Source organism: Maribacter vaceletii (assembly GCF_003634105.1).
GTDB lineage: Bacteria > Bacteroidota > Bacteroidia > Flavobacteriales > Flavobacteriaceae > Maribacter_B > Maribacter_B vaceletii.
Genome location: NZ_RBIQ01000010.1, coordinates 126529 through 146507, shown reverse-complemented (window position 1 = coordinate 146507; position 19979 = coordinate 126529). Strand labels below are relative to the sequence as shown.

Annotated in this window: 14 protein-coding genes; all 14 read left to right on the top strand. The window is 34.5% G+C overall.

The window, feature by feature from the left end:
• Window positions 1-19 precede the first annotated feature (19 nt).
• The 14 genes from CLV91_RS13585 (at window position 20) to CLV91_RS13520 (ending at window position 19948) form a co-directional block, all read left to right on the top strand.
• Complete coding sequence (locus CLV91_RS13585) at window positions 20-1426, top strand: sugar porter family MFS transporter (RefSeq protein ID WP_121068767.1); 1407 nt, start codon at window positions 20-22, stop codon at window positions 1424-1426.
• A gap of 37 nt (window positions 1427-1463) precedes the next feature.
• Window positions 1464-2156: an RraA family protein gene (locus CLV91_RS13580; protein ID WP_121068766.1), complete on the top strand. Its 693-nt coding sequence runs from the start codon at window positions 1464-1466 to the stop codon at window positions 2154-2156.
• 2 nt (window positions 2157-2158) lie between these two features.
• The gene (locus tag CLV91_RS13575; RefSeq protein WP_121068765.1) at window positions 2159-2437 is read left to right on the top strand and encodes a UxaA family hydrolase; all 279 of its coding nucleotides are present in this window, start codon (window positions 2159-2161) and stop codon (window positions 2435-2437) included.
• Window positions 2437-3627, top strand: a complete 1191-nt coding sequence (locus tag CLV91_RS13570) for a UxaA family hydrolase (RefSeq protein ID WP_121068764.1) — start codon at window positions 2437-2439, stop codon at window positions 3625-3627. The genes CLV91_RS13575 and CLV91_RS13570 overlap by 1 nt, the downstream gene beginning before the upstream one ends.
• A gap of 10 nt (window positions 3628-3637) precedes the next feature.
• Window positions 3638-4402, top strand: a complete 765-nt coding sequence (locus CLV91_RS13565) for an SDR family NAD(P)-dependent oxidoreductase (RefSeq protein WP_121068763.1) — start codon at window positions 3638-3640, stop codon at window positions 4400-4402.
• Between the two features lie 12 nt (window positions 4403-4414).
• Window positions 4415-5425, top strand: coding sequence for a zinc-binding alcohol dehydrogenase family protein (locus CLV91_RS13560; RefSeq protein WP_121068762.1), 1011 nt, complete (start codon window positions 4415-4417; stop codon window positions 5423-5425).
• Window positions 5426-5434: 9 nt separating this feature from the next.
• Window positions 5435-6226, top strand: coding sequence for an SDR family oxidoreductase (locus CLV91_RS13555; RefSeq protein ID WP_121068761.1), 792 nt, complete (start codon window positions 5435-5437; stop codon window positions 6224-6226).
• Window positions 6227-6289: 63 nt separating this feature from the next.
• Window positions 6290-7867 (top strand): alpha-L-fucosidase, encoded by a 1578-nt coding sequence (locus CLV91_RS13550; protein ID WP_121068760.1) that lies wholly within the window; start codon window positions 6290-6292, stop codon window positions 7865-7867.
• Between the two features lie 4 nt (window positions 7868-7871).
• The gene (locus CLV91_RS13545) at window positions 7872-10160 is read left to right on the top strand and encodes an alpha-L-fucosidase (protein WP_121068759.1); all 2289 of its coding nucleotides are present in this window, start codon (window positions 7872-7874) and stop codon (window positions 10158-10160) included.
• Window positions 10161-10178: 18 nt separating this feature from the next.
• Window positions 10179-12434 carry an alpha-L-fucosidase gene (locus CLV91_RS13540; protein ID WP_121068758.1) on the top strand — a complete coding sequence of 752 codons (2256 nt, stop codon included), beginning with the start codon at window positions 10179-10181 and terminating at the stop codon, window positions 12432-12434.
• A gap of 3 nt (window positions 12435-12437) precedes the next feature.
• Window positions 12438-14966, top strand: coding sequence for a glycoside hydrolase family 2 TIM barrel-domain containing protein (locus CLV91_RS13535; RefSeq protein ID WP_121068757.1), 2529 nt, complete (start codon window positions 12438-12440; stop codon window positions 14964-14966).
• Window positions 14967-15084: 118 nt separating this feature from the next.
• Window positions 15085-16710 (top strand): alpha-L-fucosidase, encoded by a 1626-nt coding sequence (locus CLV91_RS13530; RefSeq protein WP_245987192.1) that lies wholly within the window; start codon window positions 15085-15087, stop codon window positions 16708-16710.
• 35 nt (window positions 16711-16745) lie between these two features.
• Window positions 16746-18335: an alpha-L-fucosidase gene (locus CLV91_RS13525; RefSeq protein WP_211333226.1), complete on the top strand. Its 1590-nt coding sequence runs from the start codon at window positions 16746-16748 to the stop codon at window positions 18333-18335.
• A gap of 32 nt (window positions 18336-18367) precedes the next feature.
• Window positions 18368-19948, top strand: a complete 1581-nt coding sequence (locus tag CLV91_RS13520; protein ID WP_121068756.1) for an alpha-L-fucosidase — start codon at window positions 18368-18370, stop codon at window positions 19946-19948.
• Window positions 19949-19979: the final 31 nt, after the last annotated feature.

Sequence of the window (19979 nt, the reverse complement as noted above, 5' to 3'; positions counted from 1 at the left end):
TCTAATTAATTAAACAAAAATGACACAAGTGACTTCTACTGAGGTTAAAAAATCCTCTTTGTATTTATGGTTTATATGTATAGTGGCAGCCTGTGGAGGTTTACTTTTTGGTTATGATGCTGTTGTAGTTTCAGGAACAAACACTCAAGTAGTTGAGCAGTTTAATTTTTCAAAAGTACAATTAGGTTTTTATGTAAGTTGTGTGCTTTGGGGTTGTGCCATTGGATCAGGGGTTGCAGGTCCAATTTCTGATAATTATGGTAGAAAAAAAACTTTAATGATGGCATCTATTTTGATCTTTATCTCTGCTTCATGGAGTGGTTTGGCTTCTAGCCCGCTAGATTTAATAATTGCCCGATTAATAGGCGGATTAGGTATAGGTGCAGCAACTATGGTTTGTCCATTGTATATTTCAGAAGTTGCTCCTGAAAACCTGCGAGGAAGGATGGTAACTCTTTTTCAACTTACTATAACCATTGGAATTGTTATGTGTGTTTTTTCTAATTGGGGTATTTTTAATTTTTCAGAATCGCAAGTAAATTCAAATACACTTTCTCCTTTTTGGAAGTTGTTTGTTGTAAATGAAAATTGGCGTTTAATGTTTATGGCGGAGGCTATTCCTGGAGTTTTATTTCTAGGATGTACATTTTTTATTCCGGAAAGTCCAAGATGGTTAATAAAGAGATATAAAGACAAAGAAGCTAAAAGTATATTAACTAGAATAAATGGGAGTAAAAGAGCAGAGGAAATACTTTCTGAAATTAAAGAAACATTTAATGAGGATAGTAAAGTAAAGTTTTTTGATTTATTTGGAAAAAAATTAAAAAAGCCATTAATTCTTGCAGTACTTATTTGTATACTATCAGAGGCTTGCGGTGTATCTGTAATCTTTTATTATGGCCCGCAAATTTTTGAAAGCGCTGGTTTTGATTTAGGAGGTTCTTTAGGCGGTTTTGCATCCATAGCCATTGTAAATTTTATTGCAACCATTTTCGCTTTAGGATTTATTGACTCTGCAGGAAGACGCAAATTATTAACTGTGGGGGCTATTGGAGCTTTGCTTTCTCATGTCTCTATAGGAATACTGTTTATGAACAATATTACAGGGTGGCCTATTGTAATAGCTATTAACAGTTTCATTGCATTTTTTGCGTGTGCTATTGGACCTGTTAAGTTTGTTATAGTTTCAGAAATTTTTCCGAACCAAGTAAGAGGCAAAGCCATTGCCTTGGCTACTGTTTGTATTTGGATTACTAGTGCTTTAGTAGCGCAAGTATTTCCTATAATTGAAGATGTTACATCTCCAGGGGTAATATACTTGTTATTTGCGTTGGAATTGTGCTTACTTCTATTAGTTATTAAATTTATGATGCCAGAAACTAAAGGAAGAACCATTGAGGATATTGAACGCTCTTGGTTAAAATAATATTAAATAAAATTTAGAATAATAAAAGCTTAAAAATATGAATCTTTGGAAAGGTGATAACCAGTTGTTTCAACTAGCAAAACAGGAGTTGTTTGTAGCCTTAGTGGGTGACGTTATGGATAAAATGGGATTGTTACATCAATTCTTACCGCAACAAATAAAACCATTATCAAATGATATGGTAGTTATAGGTAGAGCAATGCCAGTTTTAGAAGCAGATGTATTTGCAGAAAAATTAGATGGAGGATCTAATCCCCTAATGGCAAAGCCATTTGGTATTATGTTTGAAGCCTTAGATAGCCTAAAACAAAATGATGTTTATATATGCTCTGGTGGCTCTCTTAATTACGCTATGTGGGGAGGTCTCATGAGTACAAGGGCAATTAAATTGGGGTCTGCAGGTGTTGTAGTTAATGGGTATACAAGAGATACAAATGAAATTCTTAGATTAAATTATCCAACATTTTCTGCGGGTACCTATGCTCAGGATCAAGGGCCAAGAGGGAAGGTTATTGATTATGGTTCTCCTATTGAGTTTGGAGGTATACGTGTGGAGCTAGGTGATGTAGTTTATGGAGATAGGGACGGTGTTATTATTGTGCCTAACAATGCAGTTGAGGAGGCTTTTACTTTAGCTTTGGAAAAATCTAGAGGAGAAAAAACGGTTCAAAAAGCTTTAGAAAACGGTATGTCAACAGTTGAGGCTTATGAAACATTTGGTATCATGTAGTTATGAATAAGGTAATATGTTTACATACATCGGATAATGTAGGGGTAGCTTTATCAAACCTTAAGAAAGGTGATATTATCTCTCATAATTCATTGCGTATTAAACTGCTGGATAATATTGATTTTGGTCATAAAGTAGCTTTAATGCCAATTGAAAAAGAAAAAAAAATAATTAAATACGGTGTTTCTATTGGTATAGTAACCCAGCATATTTTAGCGGGAAGCCATGTTCATACTCAAAACATGGAAAGCTTATATATGAAACAATTTACAAAAAAATAATGTTAAAAGGATATTTAAGACAAGATGGTAAAAAAGGCATCCGAAATTATATTTTGGTAGCTTATACTGTTGAGTGTGCACATCATGTGGCACGCGAAATTCAATATCCCTATCGAGAGAAAGGTGTACACGTTATAGGGTTTCATGGTTGTGCTCCAAACACCTACGCTAATAATATGATGGAAGCGTTATGTACGCATTCCAATGTTGGTGCAGTGCTAATTATGTCATTAGGTTGCGAAAATTTAAATAAAGAAAATTTACGAGAAGTTATAAAAGCATCAGGGCGTTCTGTTAAAACAATTACTATTCAAGAATCAAAAGGAAGTAAGTTGTCTATTGAAGAAGGTAAAAATTGGATAGAAAAACAAATCAGTATTTTAAAAGAAACTCCGCAAGTCCCAATGGCGTTTAATGAGTTAAGTATAGGAACCATTTGCGGTGGGTCGGATGCCACCAGCGGTATAACAGCAAACCCTGTAATTGGCAAAACGTTCGATAATCTTTTAAAGAAAGGTATCACAGCTATTTTTGAAGAAACAGGAGAACTTATAGGTTGTGAACATATCATGGCAGAAAGGGCTGAAACATCAGAATTATCAGAACAATTAATTAAAACTGTAGATAAAGCTAAAATATACTATCAAAATATGGGCTTTGGAAGTTTTTCTGATGGCAATGCCAAAGGAGGCTTAACCACTATAGAAGAAAAATCTATGGGAGCCTACAGTAAAAGTGGTAACTCTAAAATAAATGGTATTATAAAACCTACTATTCAACCACCAAAAAATGGATTGTACTTATTAGATGTTGTACCAGATGGATCGCCTATGTTCGGTTGGCCTAATGCTAATGATAATGCAGAAATTGCGGAATTAATAGCTTGTGGAGCTCATATTATTTTGTTTTCTACAGGAAGAGGTTCAGTAGTAGGGTCAGCTGTATCTCCAGTTATAAAAATATGTGCTAACCCTCAGACTTTTAAAAATCTTGAAGATGATATGGATATTAATGCGGGCTCTATTATTGAAGGAAAAGAAACTATAGATGAAATAGCAAAATTACTCGAAGAATATATTGTTAAGATTGGTAATGGAAACTTAACTAAGAGTGAAGCTTTATGGCATCAGGAATTTCAATTAGCATACAAAAAATTTGGCAACCTGGAACCTGGTTGTCTTCCAAGTTAATTTTATTAAAATGAATATATCTCAGTTTGGACTAAAAGGAAAAACCGCTTTAATCACTGGTGGTGGTTCAGGTATTGGTTTTGGTATAGCTTTGGCCTATGTTAATGCAGGAGCTAAAGTTATAATCATTGGCAGAACAGAAGTTACGTTGCAGAATGCTATAAGTGAATTAGGAGAAAACGCATCGTATTATGTTTTCGATATTACAAATCAATCTAAAATTAAAGAATTAATCAAAGAAATGGGAAGATCACATGGTGCAATTCATATTCTTGTGAACAATGCAGGTATTCATCTTAAGGCTCCTGTATCTCAAACAACAGATGAGGGCTTTTTAAGTGTTATTCAAACACATTTATTGAGTGCTTTTACATTAAGTAGAGAGGTGATGGAATCCATGAAAAAGTACAACGTTAAAGGTTCCATAATTATGATTAGCTCTATGACGGGTATTATGGCTATGACGCAAGTAGTAGCATACACTAGTGCTAAAACCGCTATGTTAGGTTTAATGCGAGGTCTTTTAGCTGATTATGCTCTTAATGGTATTAGGGTAAACTCAATTGCTCCTGGTTGGATTGAATCTAAAATGTTACATAAAGCATTAGATGGAGATGCCGAAAGAAAAAATAAAATATTGAATAGGATTCCATTTAAAAATTTTGGAAAACCAGAAGATATTGGAAATGCTGCTATTTTCTTAGGATCAGAAGCTTCGGCATACATAAATGGTGTTTTACTACCAGTTGATGGTGGAGCAGCTGTTGGATTTTAAAAACTAATAACAATGAAAAGTATTATAATCAATGCCCCAGGGAACGCTTCTGTAGGTTTAGTTCAGGATAAGCAATTGCAAAAAGGGGAAGTAAAAATAAAGCTTTATTACGTTGGTATTTGTGGTTCAGATTTAAGTACATATATGGGCAAAAACCCTATGGTTAAATACCCTAGAATACCAGGACATGAAATAAGTGGAGAGATAGTTGAAACAGGTGAAGGTGTCTCAAAGGAGTATGTAGGAAGGCAAGTTACTTGTACCCCATATACCAATTGCGGACAATGTTACTCATGTAAAACCGGTCGTACAAATGCTTGTAAATATAACGAAACTCTGGGTGTTCAAAGAGATGGAGCTATGACGGAATTTCATAATGTTCCGTTTAGCAAGTTGTTATTTGCCGATGGACTTAGTAGAAAAAAATTAGCACTAGTAGAACCACTTTCTGTTGGTTTTCATGCCGTTGCTAGAGGAGAAGTTATTGATAATGATGTTGTAATGGTTTTAGGCTGTGGTATGATTGGTGCTGGGGCAATAATTCGAAGCGTCTTGAGAGGAGCTAAAGTAATAGCTGTTGATATAGATGAAAGAAAATTGAAAATTGCAAAATCAATTGGAGCTACTCATACGATTAATGCTATGGATAGCGACTTTGAAAATCAAATTTTAAGGTTAACCAACGGTTTTGGCCCCAGTGTCACTATTGAAGCAGCTGGAAATATTAAAACCTATCAAACAGCAATCGCTCAAGTGGCATTTACAGGAAGAGTTGTATTTATTGGTTATGCAGGTAAAGAAATTGCTTTTCCAACACATTTATTTGTTCAGAAAGAATTAGATATGCGAGGATCCCGCAATGCAACAAGACTAGATTTTGAAGCTGTAATAAATTACCTTAAAGACAATGATGATAGTGAAAAACTCATAACTAAAGTAATTACACCTGATCAATTTTCTAGTGAAATTAATTCTTGGTCAGAAAACCCAGGGTCAGTAATGAAAATATTAGTAGAATTTTAATTAGTAATCATGGATTTAAACTTAAAAAACAAAGTCGTAATAGTTACTGGAGCAGCCGGAATGGAAGGAAGTATTGGAGAGACTATTGTGCGTACTTTGGCAGAAGAAGGTGCTATCCCTGTTTTGGTTGATAGAAATAAAAGAGGTTTTAACTATGAAAAGAGGCTAAATGATAAGGGTGTTGATTCAATATTTATACAAACGGATATGACTCAGCCAAATCAAATTGAAGTAGCCATAAACAAAGTAATTAAAAAATACGGTAGAATAGATGCTTTAATTAATAATGTAGGTGTGAATGATGGAGCAGGATTTAATTGCAGCTATGATGATTTTATGTATTCATTAAAATTGAATTTAGTTAGCTACTTTCTAACCACAAAGTTTGCTTTGCCAGAGTTAAAAAAGAGCAAAGGTAGTATATTAAATATAGGCTCTAAAGTAGCGCTTACCGGACAGGGAAATACTTCGGGTTATGCAGCAGCTAAAGGAGGAGTCTTAGGTCTTACAAGAGAATGGGCGGTAGATTTAATAAGTGATGAAATTAGAGTTAATTGTCTTGTAATAGCTGAAAGTTGGACACCTGCCTATCAAAATTGGGTTGATAAACAACCAAATGGTCAAAAAATTTTAAAGGAAATTGAAGACAAAATACCCTTAGCGAAAAGAATGACAACTCCATCAGAAATAGCTAATACAGCGCTTTTTTTAATATCCGAAAAATCATCTCATACCACTGGACAAAATGTTTTTGTAGATGGAGGCTATGTACATTTAGACCGTTCGTTAATTGGTGTTTAGGTACAATATAATTTTAGTAGTTATAATTAAAATATATAGGAAATTGATAATAAGTTACTCTATATGAATTTTAAATCATTTTTAAAACGGATTATTTTTATTCTTCTTGTAGTTTGTTTAAATGTAGTTAGTGCTCAAAATAAATTGAGCGTAACAGAAAGCAATGAAACTAAAGTACTCAAAGAAGCATATAAAGAAGAATGGTCATCCATAGCAAAACATTCAACTCCAGAATGGTTCCGCGATGCTAAATTTGGAATTTACACTCATTATGGCCCTGCTGTTAATGCAACACAATACAAACAAACCGAGTGGTGGGGATGGGCAATGTACAATACCAAACAAAAGTATTGGACCAATGCAGTGCGCCCAAATTCTCCAGATACAACCAGTGCATATAAATTACAATTAAAAAAATGGGGAAACCCTAACGATTTTGGTTATAAAGATTTTATAATGGAATTTAAACCAACAAAATTTGATGCTGAAGAGTGGGCAAATTTATTTGATAAAGCTGGAGCTAAATTCTCAGGGCCAATGGGAACACACCATGATAATTTTATGCTTTGGGATTCAGATGTTACTCGTTGGAACAGTGTAAGAACTTCTGGTGTTGATGTAGTAGGAGATTTAGAAAAAGCTGTTAGGAAAAGAGGAATGAAATACTTAATTACCTTTCACCATGCTTTTTCTTGGTGGTTTTTTAGCGAATCTTATAAATATGATGGTGGCGTGCCAGGAAATGAAGATTTGTATTGTAGACCACATACTTTTTCTGGTGATAATGATAGTTTTGGGGAGTATCCAGATGCTGAGTATGAAGAGTTATGGTTTAGAAAACTAGAAGAAGCTGCTGTAAAATATAATCCCGATTTGTATTGGTTTGATATGGGTCTAGAGCTTTTAAGTGATGATATTCGTAAAAAAGCGTATGCTAGGTTATTAAACCTTGCCAATGCTAAAAATCAGGAAATAGGAATAAGCTATAAAATTAAATTTCAACAATGTATTCCAGCATCAGCAGGGATTTTAGATTTTGAAAAAGGACGTTCTACACGAGCACTTGAAAAACCTTGGTTAACAGATACTCCTTTAGCAGGATGGTTTTATAATGGTAGACCTTCAAGATCTACAGAAGCAATTGTTGAAATCTTGGTGGATATTGTGAGTAAAAATGGATGCCTGTTATTAGATGTAAGTCCAAAACCAGATGGTAGCATTCCTGAAGATCAAAAAGAAACGCTATTAGGAATAGGAGAATGGCTAGATCAAAATGGAGAAGCTATTTATAATACAAGACCGTGGATAATTGCAGGAGAAGGTCCTACCGAATTAGATAAAGACGGACATTTTAATGAAAACTGGGAAGCTATCTATACAGAAAAAGATATTCGCTATACCAGAAGTAAAGATAGCAATACCTTATACGTAACAGTATTAGATAAACCTACAACTGCTAATGTTACTGCTACCCAATTGGCAAATATTTATCCTTATTTAGATAGAGATATTGCATCTGTACAATTATTAGGAACAAATGAAACAATAACATGGACTAGAGATGCCAAAGGTCTTCACTTGTCCTTTCCAGAAAATGCGCAAGGTAAACACGCTTTCTGTTATAAATTAAAATTAAAGTAAGTAAATGAAAAGTTTAAAAAGTATATCTGTATTACTTTTATTAGCCGTTTTTTTAGGTTGTAAAGTAGAAAAAAAAGAAGAAATAGTTCAAAAGTACGAACCCTCAGTAGAATCACTTCAGTCCTATGAAACTCCAGAGTGGTTTAACGAAGCTAAATTTGGAATTTGGGTATGTTGGAACGCTTATGCGCATACTGCCGTAGGAGATTGGTATGCAAGAAATATGTATATAGAAGGACATAAACATTATAAACACCATGTAGAGAATTATGGGCACCCTTCAGAGTATGGTTACAAAGACATTATTCAAGATTGGAAAGGAGAAGAATTTAATGCAGAGGAACTTGTAGATTTATTTGTAGATGTAGGAGCAAAGTATATTGTTGGAATGGCAAACCATCATGATAACTACGATTTATGGGACTCCAAACATCATAGCTGGAATTCTGTTAATTATGGTCCTAAACGCGATATTATGGGGGAGTTTCATAAAGCGGTACGCAAATATGAGAATCAAGGTATTCGTTGGGGAGTTACTAGCCATGTAGAAAGAGCCTCTTGTTGGTTTCAAACAAATAAAGGAGCAGATAAAGAAGGTCCTTATGCAGGTGTACCTTATGACGGAAATGATAAAAACTATGAAACATTGTATTTGCCACCAGATCCAAACGGTGATGCAAAACCAACACAACCATCAAACGCACCAACATATTGGAGAGAAAACTGGCTAGCACGCTGTAAAGACTTGTTTGATAATTATGATCCAGATTTCTTTTATGTAGATGGTGGGGTGCCTTTTCCAGGAGAAGATAAAGGACAAACAGGTTTAGATATGATTTCATATTTGTATAACCAAAGTAAAGATCGCCATAATGGAGAAAATGAGGCAGTAATGTGTATTAAAGATTGGTACAAAAAAGCACCTTATGGAGAATGGGGGTATTATTATGAAGGTATTGCAACCTTAAACATAGAACGCGCTCGCCTTCCACAAATAAGAAAACAGCCTTGGCAAACAGATACATCTATAGGAGATTGGACTTATGTAAAAGATGGTGACTATCGTTCCGCAACAGAAATAATTCAAGAGTTAATAGATATTGTTTCAAAAAATGGAAATATGCTTTTAAATGTTAGCCCAATGGGGAATGGTAAGCTAGATAAAAAAGCTTATGATTTGTTAAAAGAAATTGGCGCTTGGATGAAAATAAACGGAGAATCAATTTATGGAACAAAACCATGGTTAACAAGTGGCGTAGAACAAGAGCGTTTTGTAACCAAAGGAGATAACACTATCTATCTTAGTTACTTTGAACCCGCTAAAGATGGAAAAATAAATATTTTCTATTTCGCTCCACAAGAAGGAAAATCATTAGGGATTACTTCTATTACTATTTTAGGACATGAAGATAAAGCGGTAAAATGGGAATCTACAACTAATGGGCTTAGTCTAGAAATACCTTCTAATATAGAACACAAACATGCTCTTGTTTTTAAGATTGAAGGAAGTAAATTTAGTAATATAGATGAAAAACCTATTGAAAAATTATTTGATAGAACAGATGCTTTAATAGAATGGTTTGATGCACAAAATAAATCCGTTTTTGAAAACAAGTATACAAGTATAAGTAGCGATTACAGAGGTAATACTTGGGCTATCCGTGCGGCAGACAACGAGCTAGTACAATTAAAAAACGGAAAAGAAATTGCATTAGGGCTAAAAGCAAAAGATATAGGAGCTAATGCCGCAGGAACTGTTTATGTAGGTATAGACGGTAGTGTTAATTTACACATACCTAACAAATTAGAATGGGTAGACTTTCCTGAAGGAGATGATAGAATAACGCATAAAAGTACAGATGGTAAAGAATGGTTTAAACTACCAGGAATAAAAGTAGAACGTTGTGATATTACACAAACGGGTACTGTTTGGGTCATAGATGATAAAGGTACTGTAACCTATTATAATGATCTTGTTTGGAAACCTCTTGAGAAAAAAGCAGAAGACATTGCTTGCGGCGGCGGATGGGTTGGACTAGTAGCAGCAGTTAGTAATGGTCAATTAGAACGTTTTGATGGTACACATTGGACTAATCTTGGAGGAAAAAATTTAAAAACCTTAGATATATCAATAACCGAAGAAGTAATAGTAGCACTTAGTACAGAAGGCAAAGTATCTCTTTTTGATAAAATGGGAACAGTAAATCTTAATGAAAGTAAATCTTATAAAGATGTAGGCTGTGGACTTAATCAAGGGAACGGAGACAATACCGTAATGCTTATTTCAAAATAACGAACACTTTATAAACCAATGATTAAAAAGAATAATTATTTAGCATTACTACTTTTTTTACTAGTGGGATTTTTTTGTGATGTCAATGCACAAAAATTTGAACCTACTGTTGCATCTATGCAACAGTATCAAACCCCAGAATGGTTTAAAGAAGCCAAATTTGGTATCTGGACTTGTTGGAATGCTTACACAGTCCCTGCTGTAGGCGATTGGTATGCGCGCCGTATGTATGAAGAAGGACATCCACATTATAATTATCATTTAAAAAATTATGGACATCCCTCAGAATTTGGATATAAGGATATTGTGCATCTCTGGAAAGGCGAAAAATTTAATGCTCAAGAGTTAGTCGATTTGTTTGTAGAAACAGGAGCAAAATATATTGTAGGAATGGCTAATCACCATGACAATTTTGACCTTTGGGATTCAAAACACCACGAATGGAATTCTGTAAACTATGGCCCCAAAAGGGATATCATGAAAGAAATGCAGGATGCCGTTAAAAAATACGAAGATCAAGGAATACGTTGGGGTATTACCAGCCATTTAGAACGTACATGGAGTTGGTTTCAAACAAACAAAGGAGCCGATAAAAGTGGTCCCTATGCAGGAGTGCCTTATGATGGAAATGACCCTAATTATCAAGATTTTTATTTACCTCCAGATCCAAATGGAGATGCAAAACCAACGCAGCCTACAAATGCACCATTGAGATGGCGTGAAGAGTGGCTGGCACGTTGTAAAGATTTAATTGAGAATTATGACCCCGATATGTTTTATGTAGATGGCGGTGTCCCGTTTCCTGGCGATGACAAAGGAAAAACAGGTTTAGAAATGATCTCTTATCTGTATAACCAAAGTATGGAAAGACATAACGGAAAGAATGAAGCCGTAATGTGTATTAAAGATTGGACCAAGCGTATGCCTAATGGCGAATGGGGGTATTATTGGGATGATATTGCAACATTAGATTTAGAACGAACCCGTTTACCAAAAATTCGGAAAGAATCTTGGCAAACCGATACATCTATAGGCCCTTGGACCTATGTAAAAGGAGCAAATTATCGTTCAGCAACAGAAATTATTCACGAACTTATAGATATTGTTTCTAAGAATGGGAATATGTTATTAAATGTAAGCCCTAAGGCAGATGGAACATTAGATGATAATGCCTATAAACTTTTAAAAGAAATAGGAGCTTGGATGAAAGTAAATAGCGAATCTATTTACGGGACACAACATTGGGAAATCCCAGGGAATACTACCCAGCGAATCGTAAAAAAAGGAAATAATAATTTGTATTTAAGTGTGCTTGAAGCACTTGAAGATAACACAATTGTTGTGCCTTACCTAGCACCAAAAAAAGGAACCTCTTTAGGTATTACTTCTATTTCAGTTTTAGGAAGCGAAGACAAACTTACATGGGAATCAACCAATAAAGGTTTATTTATTAAAATTCCAGATAATCTTAAGTTTAAACATGCAATAGTTTTCAAAATAGAAGGAGATAGTTTTGGAGACTATAATGAAGCACTTTTAGCAGAAGTTAATAACCGTAGTTCTGAGCTTAAAGTATGGTGGGAAACTCAGCGTGTAACAAAAGTTTCAAAGGGCTATAAGAAAGTAGCAGCTGATGGCAAAAACCAAACCTGGGCTATAAATGCAGAAAATCATGTTGTTTTATTAAAAGATGGAAAAGAACTTCCTGTAGGAAACTTAAAGGCTCGTGATATTGGAGCAAGCCCAAGTGGAGTAATTTGCGTTACAACTACAGGTGAAGTATACATTAATAAACATTGGAAAATCTGGTGGATAGAGTTATTAAAATCCGAAAAAACGTCTTACACTTCACCTGATGGTTCTTCTTGGGTAAAGATACCGGGTATTAAGGCTAAGCGATGCGATTTAGGCAGAAGCGGTGGAGTTTGGGTTATTACAGAAGATAACAAAGTAGCATATTATGCTACAAATAAATGGAACGTCCTTGAAAAAGAAGCTGAAGATATTGGATGTGGGTGGCCAATGCAAATTGCCATTATAGCTAATGGGCAGCTTGAAAAATTTGAAGGCACAAAATGGGAAAACCTAGGAGGCAATAACCTTAAATCAATAGACATCTCCGTTAGAAATGATGTTTTGGTCACACTAGATAAAGAAGGGAAGATTGCTGTACATGACGGCTTGGGGTGGCATGCTATTAAAAATGAGGAATCATTTTTAGATGTATCATGCGGGCTTAAGAATGATGATGAAACTATAGCTTTGATTAAATAAAATATGAGACAAATACTTTTAATTACTATTCTAGCCCTTTCTATTGCTTCTTGTTCAAAAGAAAGTAAGGTTACGAATATAAATAGGACATCAGATTTTAATTTCGATTGGAAGTTTACCTTTTTAAAAGATACAACGTCTTTACTAAAAACGCCTTTAATAGATAAAGATTGGAGAGATGTTAGGCTACCACACGATTGGAGTATAGAACATTCCAGAGATTCAACTCTTGAAGGTTGTACAGGTTATTTTCCTGGAGGCGTTGGAGTTTATCAAAAACATTTTAAAACACCAGCTTTACCAAAAGATAAAAGTACTTACGTTCTTTTTGATGGGGTATACAATAATTCAAAATATTGGATTAATGGGCAGTATATTGGGGAAAACCCATACGGATATTCACCTGTTCATTTTAACTTAACAGACAAACTTAAAATAGACGGTTCAGACAATGTAATAACAGTATATGTAGACCACTCACGTTATGCCGATAGTCGTTGGTACACGGGTAGCGGAATATACCGAAATGTCAAATTAATAACCGTTGATAAATTGCATGTTCCAATATGGGGAACATATATTACCACACCAGAAGTTTCAGAAGAAAAATCCTTAGTTAAAATTGAAACAAAAGTTAAAAACCAACGAGATAAAGAAGCTAATTTTACGCTTTCTACCTCACTTTTGAATAAGGAAGGAAAAGAAATCGCCAAATTTCAATCTTCAGAATCTATCAAGGCAGATTTAGAAGGTAAGGTTATTCATGAAATTGAGGTTGTAAACCCAGAATTATGGAATCCTGAAAATCCAAATATGTATAAAGCAATTACTACCATTATCAAAGATGGAGAAATAATTGATGAATACATTACTCCATTCGGGATTAGAAATTTTAAGCATGATAAAGAAAAGGGATTATTTCTAAATGGAAAATCAATCTATGCAAAAGGTGTTTGTTTACATCACGATGGTGGATTGGTAGGAGCAGCAGTTCCTAAAGGCGTTTGGAAACGTCGTTTAGCAAAACTTAAAGAAGGGGGTGTAAATGCAATACGAACTTCTCATAATCCTTTTTCAGCTGAATTTCTAGATTTATGTGATGAAATGGGTTTTCTGGTTCAAAATGAGTTTTTTGATGAAATGGATAACCCTAAGGATAAACGTTTTAACAAAGAAAATAAGCACAGCGATTATATAACAAGAGGTTATACGATGCACTTTCAGGAATGGGCTAAAAGTGATTTGCAAAGAGTTATGTTGCGAGACAGGAACCACCCAAGTGTTTTTGAATGGAGTATTGGAAATGAAATAGAATGGACCTATCCACATTATAGACATGTAAGCGGATTTTGGGATGCAGATAATGAAACAGGCTATTGGAACGCTATTCCAAAATTAAGCCCAGAAGAAATGAAAGCTCGTTATGAAGCACTACCAGACAGAAAGTATAAACTGGCAGAAACAGCTAATGAATTAGCAAAATGGACTAAAGAGTTAGATACCACAAGACCAGTAACTGCTAATCTAATTATTCCTGTTGCCAGTTGTGCTACAGGCTATGCAGAAGCATTAGACGTAGTTGGGTTTAGTTATCATGTAGCACAATACAATTGGGCTAAAATTAATTATCCAGAAATGCACTTCACCGGAACCGAAAATTCGGGCTATTTAAGCGAATGGTTATCGGTTATTGAAAACCCTATGGTATATAGCATGTATATGTGGACAGGAATAGATTATTTAGGTGAAGATGTAGAGTTTTGGCCTCCAGCTAAAACCTGGGGAGGAGATATTATGGATTTTGGAGGCTTTACAAAAACTAAATGGAATTACTTTAAAAGTATTTGGGTAAACAAACCTCATATATCCATAGGTACACTTCCTCTAGAAGGGTCATATTTTAAGTTTGACCCATTAAAAGGAAAACCTGTGAAAGCAGATGCAAAAGCTTATAACTGGTATAATAACAATGCCCATTGGAATTATAAAAAAGGAGAAATGATATTGGTTGAGGTTTCTTCTAACCTCTCCGTAGTAGAACTGTTTTTAAATGGAGAATCTCTTGGTAGCAGAAGTATGTCTGAATGTCCAGATCGTATTTTTCGTTGGGCAGTCCCATTTAAAGAAGGAGTTTTAGAAGCTAAAGCTGGTTTTATAGGAGAACAAATAGTTGCTACTAGCCAAACAGCAGATAAACCCGTAGATTTTAAAGTTGATATTGATAAAACGGAGTTAAAAGCAGATGGGTATGATGTATCTCATTTTGAAGTTCAATTAATTGATAAAAACGGAATTCCAGTAAAAACAAAAGAAGTTAAAGTAACGTTTTTGGCTGATGAAAATATAAGATTATTAGGAGTTGATAATGGCTCTAGTGCTAATGTACAAGATTTTCAATCCAATTCACTAGTAACTTCAAAAGGTCGTGCTTTAGCAATTTTCCAATCAAAACGTATTAGTGGAGCAGTAAAAGTAAAAGTCCATGTGGAAGGGATTGGAGAAAAGGAAATGTTATTAAACGTAAATAAATAAATTAAATATTGTAGTAAATAACCTCTGGGTAAAACAGCAAGACATTTAAAGAAATATTTTTTTTTATAGATAAGCCTCAGAGCATTTAAATCTCGATTGTCGATCAAAACTATATATAATGTCAAATATGCAATTCAATAGGAATAAGTTAATAATAAGATTTTCTCTAGTCGCAAGTGTTTTAATAGGAAACTATGCCATAGCTCAGAACAAATTAGCTAAAAAAGAAAATGCTAGTGAAGTAGATCATATAGAAGAAGCTAAAAAAGCAGGAGGTGTTTTTAAAGAAGAATGGGCATCTATAGCAAAACATACCGTTCCAGAATGGTTTAGAGATGCAAAATTTGGGATTTTTACATGTATAGGACCAGCAACTTTGGCAACACAGAACCGTACTACCGAATGGTATGGATTTTCAATGTACGATACAAAAAATGTTTCTTGGACAAATACACCACGTGGAAAAGAAGAACCTTCTAGTGCTTTTAAAATGCATGAAGAACTTTTTGGTGGAAACCAAAACGAAGTAGGTTATAAAGACATTATTAAACAATTTAAACCAGCAAAGTTTAATGCTGAAGAATGGGCAGATCTTTTTCATAAAGCAGGAGCAAAGTTTACGGGGCCTATAGGTGTTTTTCATGATAATTATCTTAATTGGGATTCAGACGTAAGCCGTTGGAACAGTAAAGACATGGCAGGTGTAGATATTACGGGCGATTTAGAAAAAGCCATTCGTAAAAAAGATATGAAGTTTTTAATTACATATCACCATGCGTATACATGGTATTGGTACTACCATTCGTTTGCTTTTGATGGCGGTAATCCTGCCAATCAAGATTTATATGGTAAACCACATGCTTTTTCATCTGCCCCAGATAGTTTTGAGCCTTACCCAGATGCAGAATTTGAACAACGTTGGTTTAATATTTTAGAAGAATCGGCTTTAAAATACAAACCAGATTTATTTTGGTTTGATATGGGCTTAGAACTGTTAAGTGATGATATCAGAAAAAAGGCATTTGCAAGACTTCTTAATTTAGCAGAAAATAGAGGGCAAGATATAGGCATGGCTTATAAAATTAAGTTTGATGTTTGTATACCACCTAGCGCAGGTATTTTAGATTATGAAAAAGGACGTTCTACAGGATTAAGACCAGACCCATGGTTAAGTGATACACCTTTAGGAGGATGGTTCTATAACACTCGTCCATCAAGATCTCCAGAAGCGATTGTAGAAATACTATGCGATATAGTAAGTAAAAATGGCTGTTTATTGCTAGATGTTAGCCCTAAAGCAGATGGTACTATTCCAGAAGATCAAAAGAAAACTTTATTAGGTATAGGAGAATGGTTAAACACAAACGGAGAAGCAATTTACAATACAAGACCTTGGGTTATTGATGGAGAAGGACCTACAACCTTAAAAAAAGATGGACATTTTAATGAAAACTGGGAAGCTATTTACACAGAAAAAGACATACGTTTTACCAGGAGTAAAGACAACAATACATTATATGTTATTGTTCTAGATAAACCTACAACGAACAAAGTAGTAGTTAAAACTATGTCTACAGTTAACCCTTATTTAGATAGAGAAATTGATGCTATAACACTTATTGGAAATGAAAACAACGAAGTAAAATGGAAGAGAGGTTTAGAAGGTTTACAATTATCTTTTCCTGATAAAGCAAAAGGGGATCATGTTTGGTGCTACAAAATAAACTTAAAACCTAAAAAATAAAATTATTACTTATTAACTAACTAAATACTATTTGTATGATTAAATTAAAATTAAATAGGGCAATGTTTATGTCATTGTTTCTATGTGCTGCGATTTACAGTTGTAAAACTAATGACAAAAATTCAAGTTTGGAAGAAGAAAAACCACGTTTTGAAGCAAACTGGGAATCTCTTGCAAAAATTAATAACCAGCCAGAATGGTTTGAAGATGCTAAATTAGGAATCTATTTTTGTTGGGGGCCTTATACAGTGCCGGCATATAAGAGTGAGTGGTATCCACGTTGGATGTATATAAAAGACACAGAAGGATGGTCGCCAGACGTTTACGCTTTTAATAAATATGGATCTCAAGATAGAGCAACAGGAATTTATGAATACCACAAAGAAAATTTTGGAGACCCGTCTGAGTTTGGTTACCATGATTTTATTCCTATGTTTAAGGCAGAAAAGTTTGATGCCGCTGAATGGGTAGATTTGTTTGAAAAAGCAGGAGCTAAATTTTTGGGGCCAGTAGCTCAACATCATGATGGTTTTGCTATGTGGGATAGTGAGGTTAATATGTGGAACTCTATGGATAAAGGGCCTAAAAAAGATATTCTTGGAGATATATTTAAAGAAGCAAAGAAACGTGATATAAAAACGTTAGCAACATTTCATCACGCCAAAAACCTACAGCTAAATGCAGGTAACCCTAAAGAATGGGGCGGATGGGATAGTCATTTTCCATACCATCCAGACTATGCTACTTCTAGTACAGATGCAGAGTTAAAATATCTTTACGGAAACATACCAGCAGAAGAATTTTATGATTATTGGTTAGATCAGGTAAATGAAGTTGTTGATAAATATGGTCCGGACATTGTTTGGTTTGATGTATGGTTAGACAGAATACCAGAGAAGTACAGGCAAGAAATGGTAGCGCATCATTTTAATAAAGGAATTGAAAGAGATCAAGAGCCTATAGTTGTGTATAAACAACAAGACATTCCTAGTAATGTTGGGATTTTAGATATGGAACAAGCAGGAAGAACAGAAATGTCTCAGGTTGCTTGGATGACAGATGTAACTATTAGTTTATTAAGTTGGTCACATATAAAAGATCAACCCTATAAAACAGCCGATTTATTGTTAAGGAATATGATAGATGTATGGAGCAAGAAAGGTGTAGTACTTTTAAATGTTTCTCCAGCAGCAGACGGATCTATTAACCAGCAACAAAGAGATGTATTAAATGAAATGGGAGAATGGTTAGATACCTACGGGGAAGCTGTATATGGTACAAGAACCCACACAATACATGGTTATGGAATATCAGAGATTGAAGAAGGGTTTGAAGGGATAGGGCAATCTGCAACCCAAGAGTTTAATGCTAATGATATACGATTTACAAGATCAAAAGACGCTAAATCACTTTATGTTTTTATGTTGGGAATGCCAGAAGCTAATACAACAATTGAGTTAGAAGAAATATTACCAAATGTGACGAACAAAATAAAGAATGTATCTCTAATAGGAAGTGATGTTGCTATTGAATGGGAATTAAATGGTGTTCATTTTAAACTTAAAACTCCTGAGGAAAAAGAGATGAATAAAATAGCTACTGTATTTAAAGTAGAATTTGAATAGATGATAGTAATACCACAAATTTTGAACTTAACATGAAAAAGTATTTTTTATTATTTTTATTAATTGTGCCCGTTAAGCGAGCAATCTGTCAACAAAATCAGGGTTCTTCGGATGTAACTTCCTCCGGAGAACCAAGGTTTAAAGCCAATTGGGAGTCTTTAGCTCAAGTAAATAATCAACCAGAATGGTTTGAAGATGCTAAATTAGGAATCTATTTTCACTGGGGGCCATATAGTGTGCCTGCATACAAAAGCGAATGGTATCCCCGTTGGATGTATATAAAAGATGCTAAGGATTGGGCTCCTGATACTTATGCTTTTAACAAATATGGGTCACAAGATAGGGTAAAAGGAATTTATGAATATCATAAAGAAAATTTTGGAGACCCTTCAGAATTTAACTACCATGATTTTATTCCTATGTTTAAAGCAGAAAAGTTTGATGCCGCTGATTGGGTAGATTTATTTGAAAAAGCAGGAGCTAAGTTTTTAGGCCCAGTGGCTCAACACCATGATGGTTTTGCTATGTGGGATAGTGAAGTAAACATGTGGAACTCTATGGATAAAGGTCCTAAAAAAGACATTTTAGGTGAAATATTTAAAGAAGCAAAAAAACGTGATATAAAAACGTTAGCAACATTTCATCATTCTAAAAACAGACAACTTTATGCGGATGATTCTAAAGCATGGGGCGGATGGGATAGCCATTTTCCATACCATCCAGATTATGCTACTTCTAGTATAGACCCAGAGTTAAAATACCTTTATGGTAATATACCAGTAGATGAATTTAATAAATATTGGTTAGATCAGGTAAACGAGGTCGTTGATAAATATGGACCTGATATTATTTGGTTTGACGTTTGGTTGGATAGGGTGCCAGAAAAATATAGACAAGAAATGGTAGCGCATCATTTTAATAAAGGTATTGAAAGAAGCCAAGAGCCAATAGTTGTATATAAACAACAAGACATTCCTAGTAATGTTGGTGTAATGGATATGGAACAAGCAGGAAGGTCAGAAATGTCTCAAGTTGTTTGGATGACAGATATTACTATAAGCCTTAAGAGTTGGTCATATATTCAAAATCAACCCTATAAAAAAGCTGATCTGTTGTTAAAAAACATGATAGATGTATGGAGTAAAAAAGGAGTTGTGTTATTAAATGTTTCACCTATGGCAGATGGTACCATAAACCAACAGCAACGAGATGTTTTAGCAGAAATGGGTGCTTGGTTAAATACCTATGGAGAAGCTGTATACGGTACTAGAACACATACTATTCATGGCTATGGTATTTCTGAAATAAAAGCGGGATTTGAGGGGGTAGGACAATCTGCAACTCAAGAATTTAATGCTAATGATATACGATTCACAAGATCAAAAGACGGAAAAACCCTTTATGTATTTATGTTGGGAATGCCCGAAGCTAATACAACAATTGAGTTAGAGGAAATATTACCAAATGTAACGAACAAAATAAAAAATGTATCTCTTATAGGAAGTGATGTTGCTATTGAATGGGAATTGAATGGTGTTCATTTTAAGCTTAAAACTCCTGAGGAAAAAGAGATGAACAAAATAGCTACTGTATTTAAAGTAGAATTTGAATAACTAAAGCTTTTGAAAATAGACTAAATTTGCT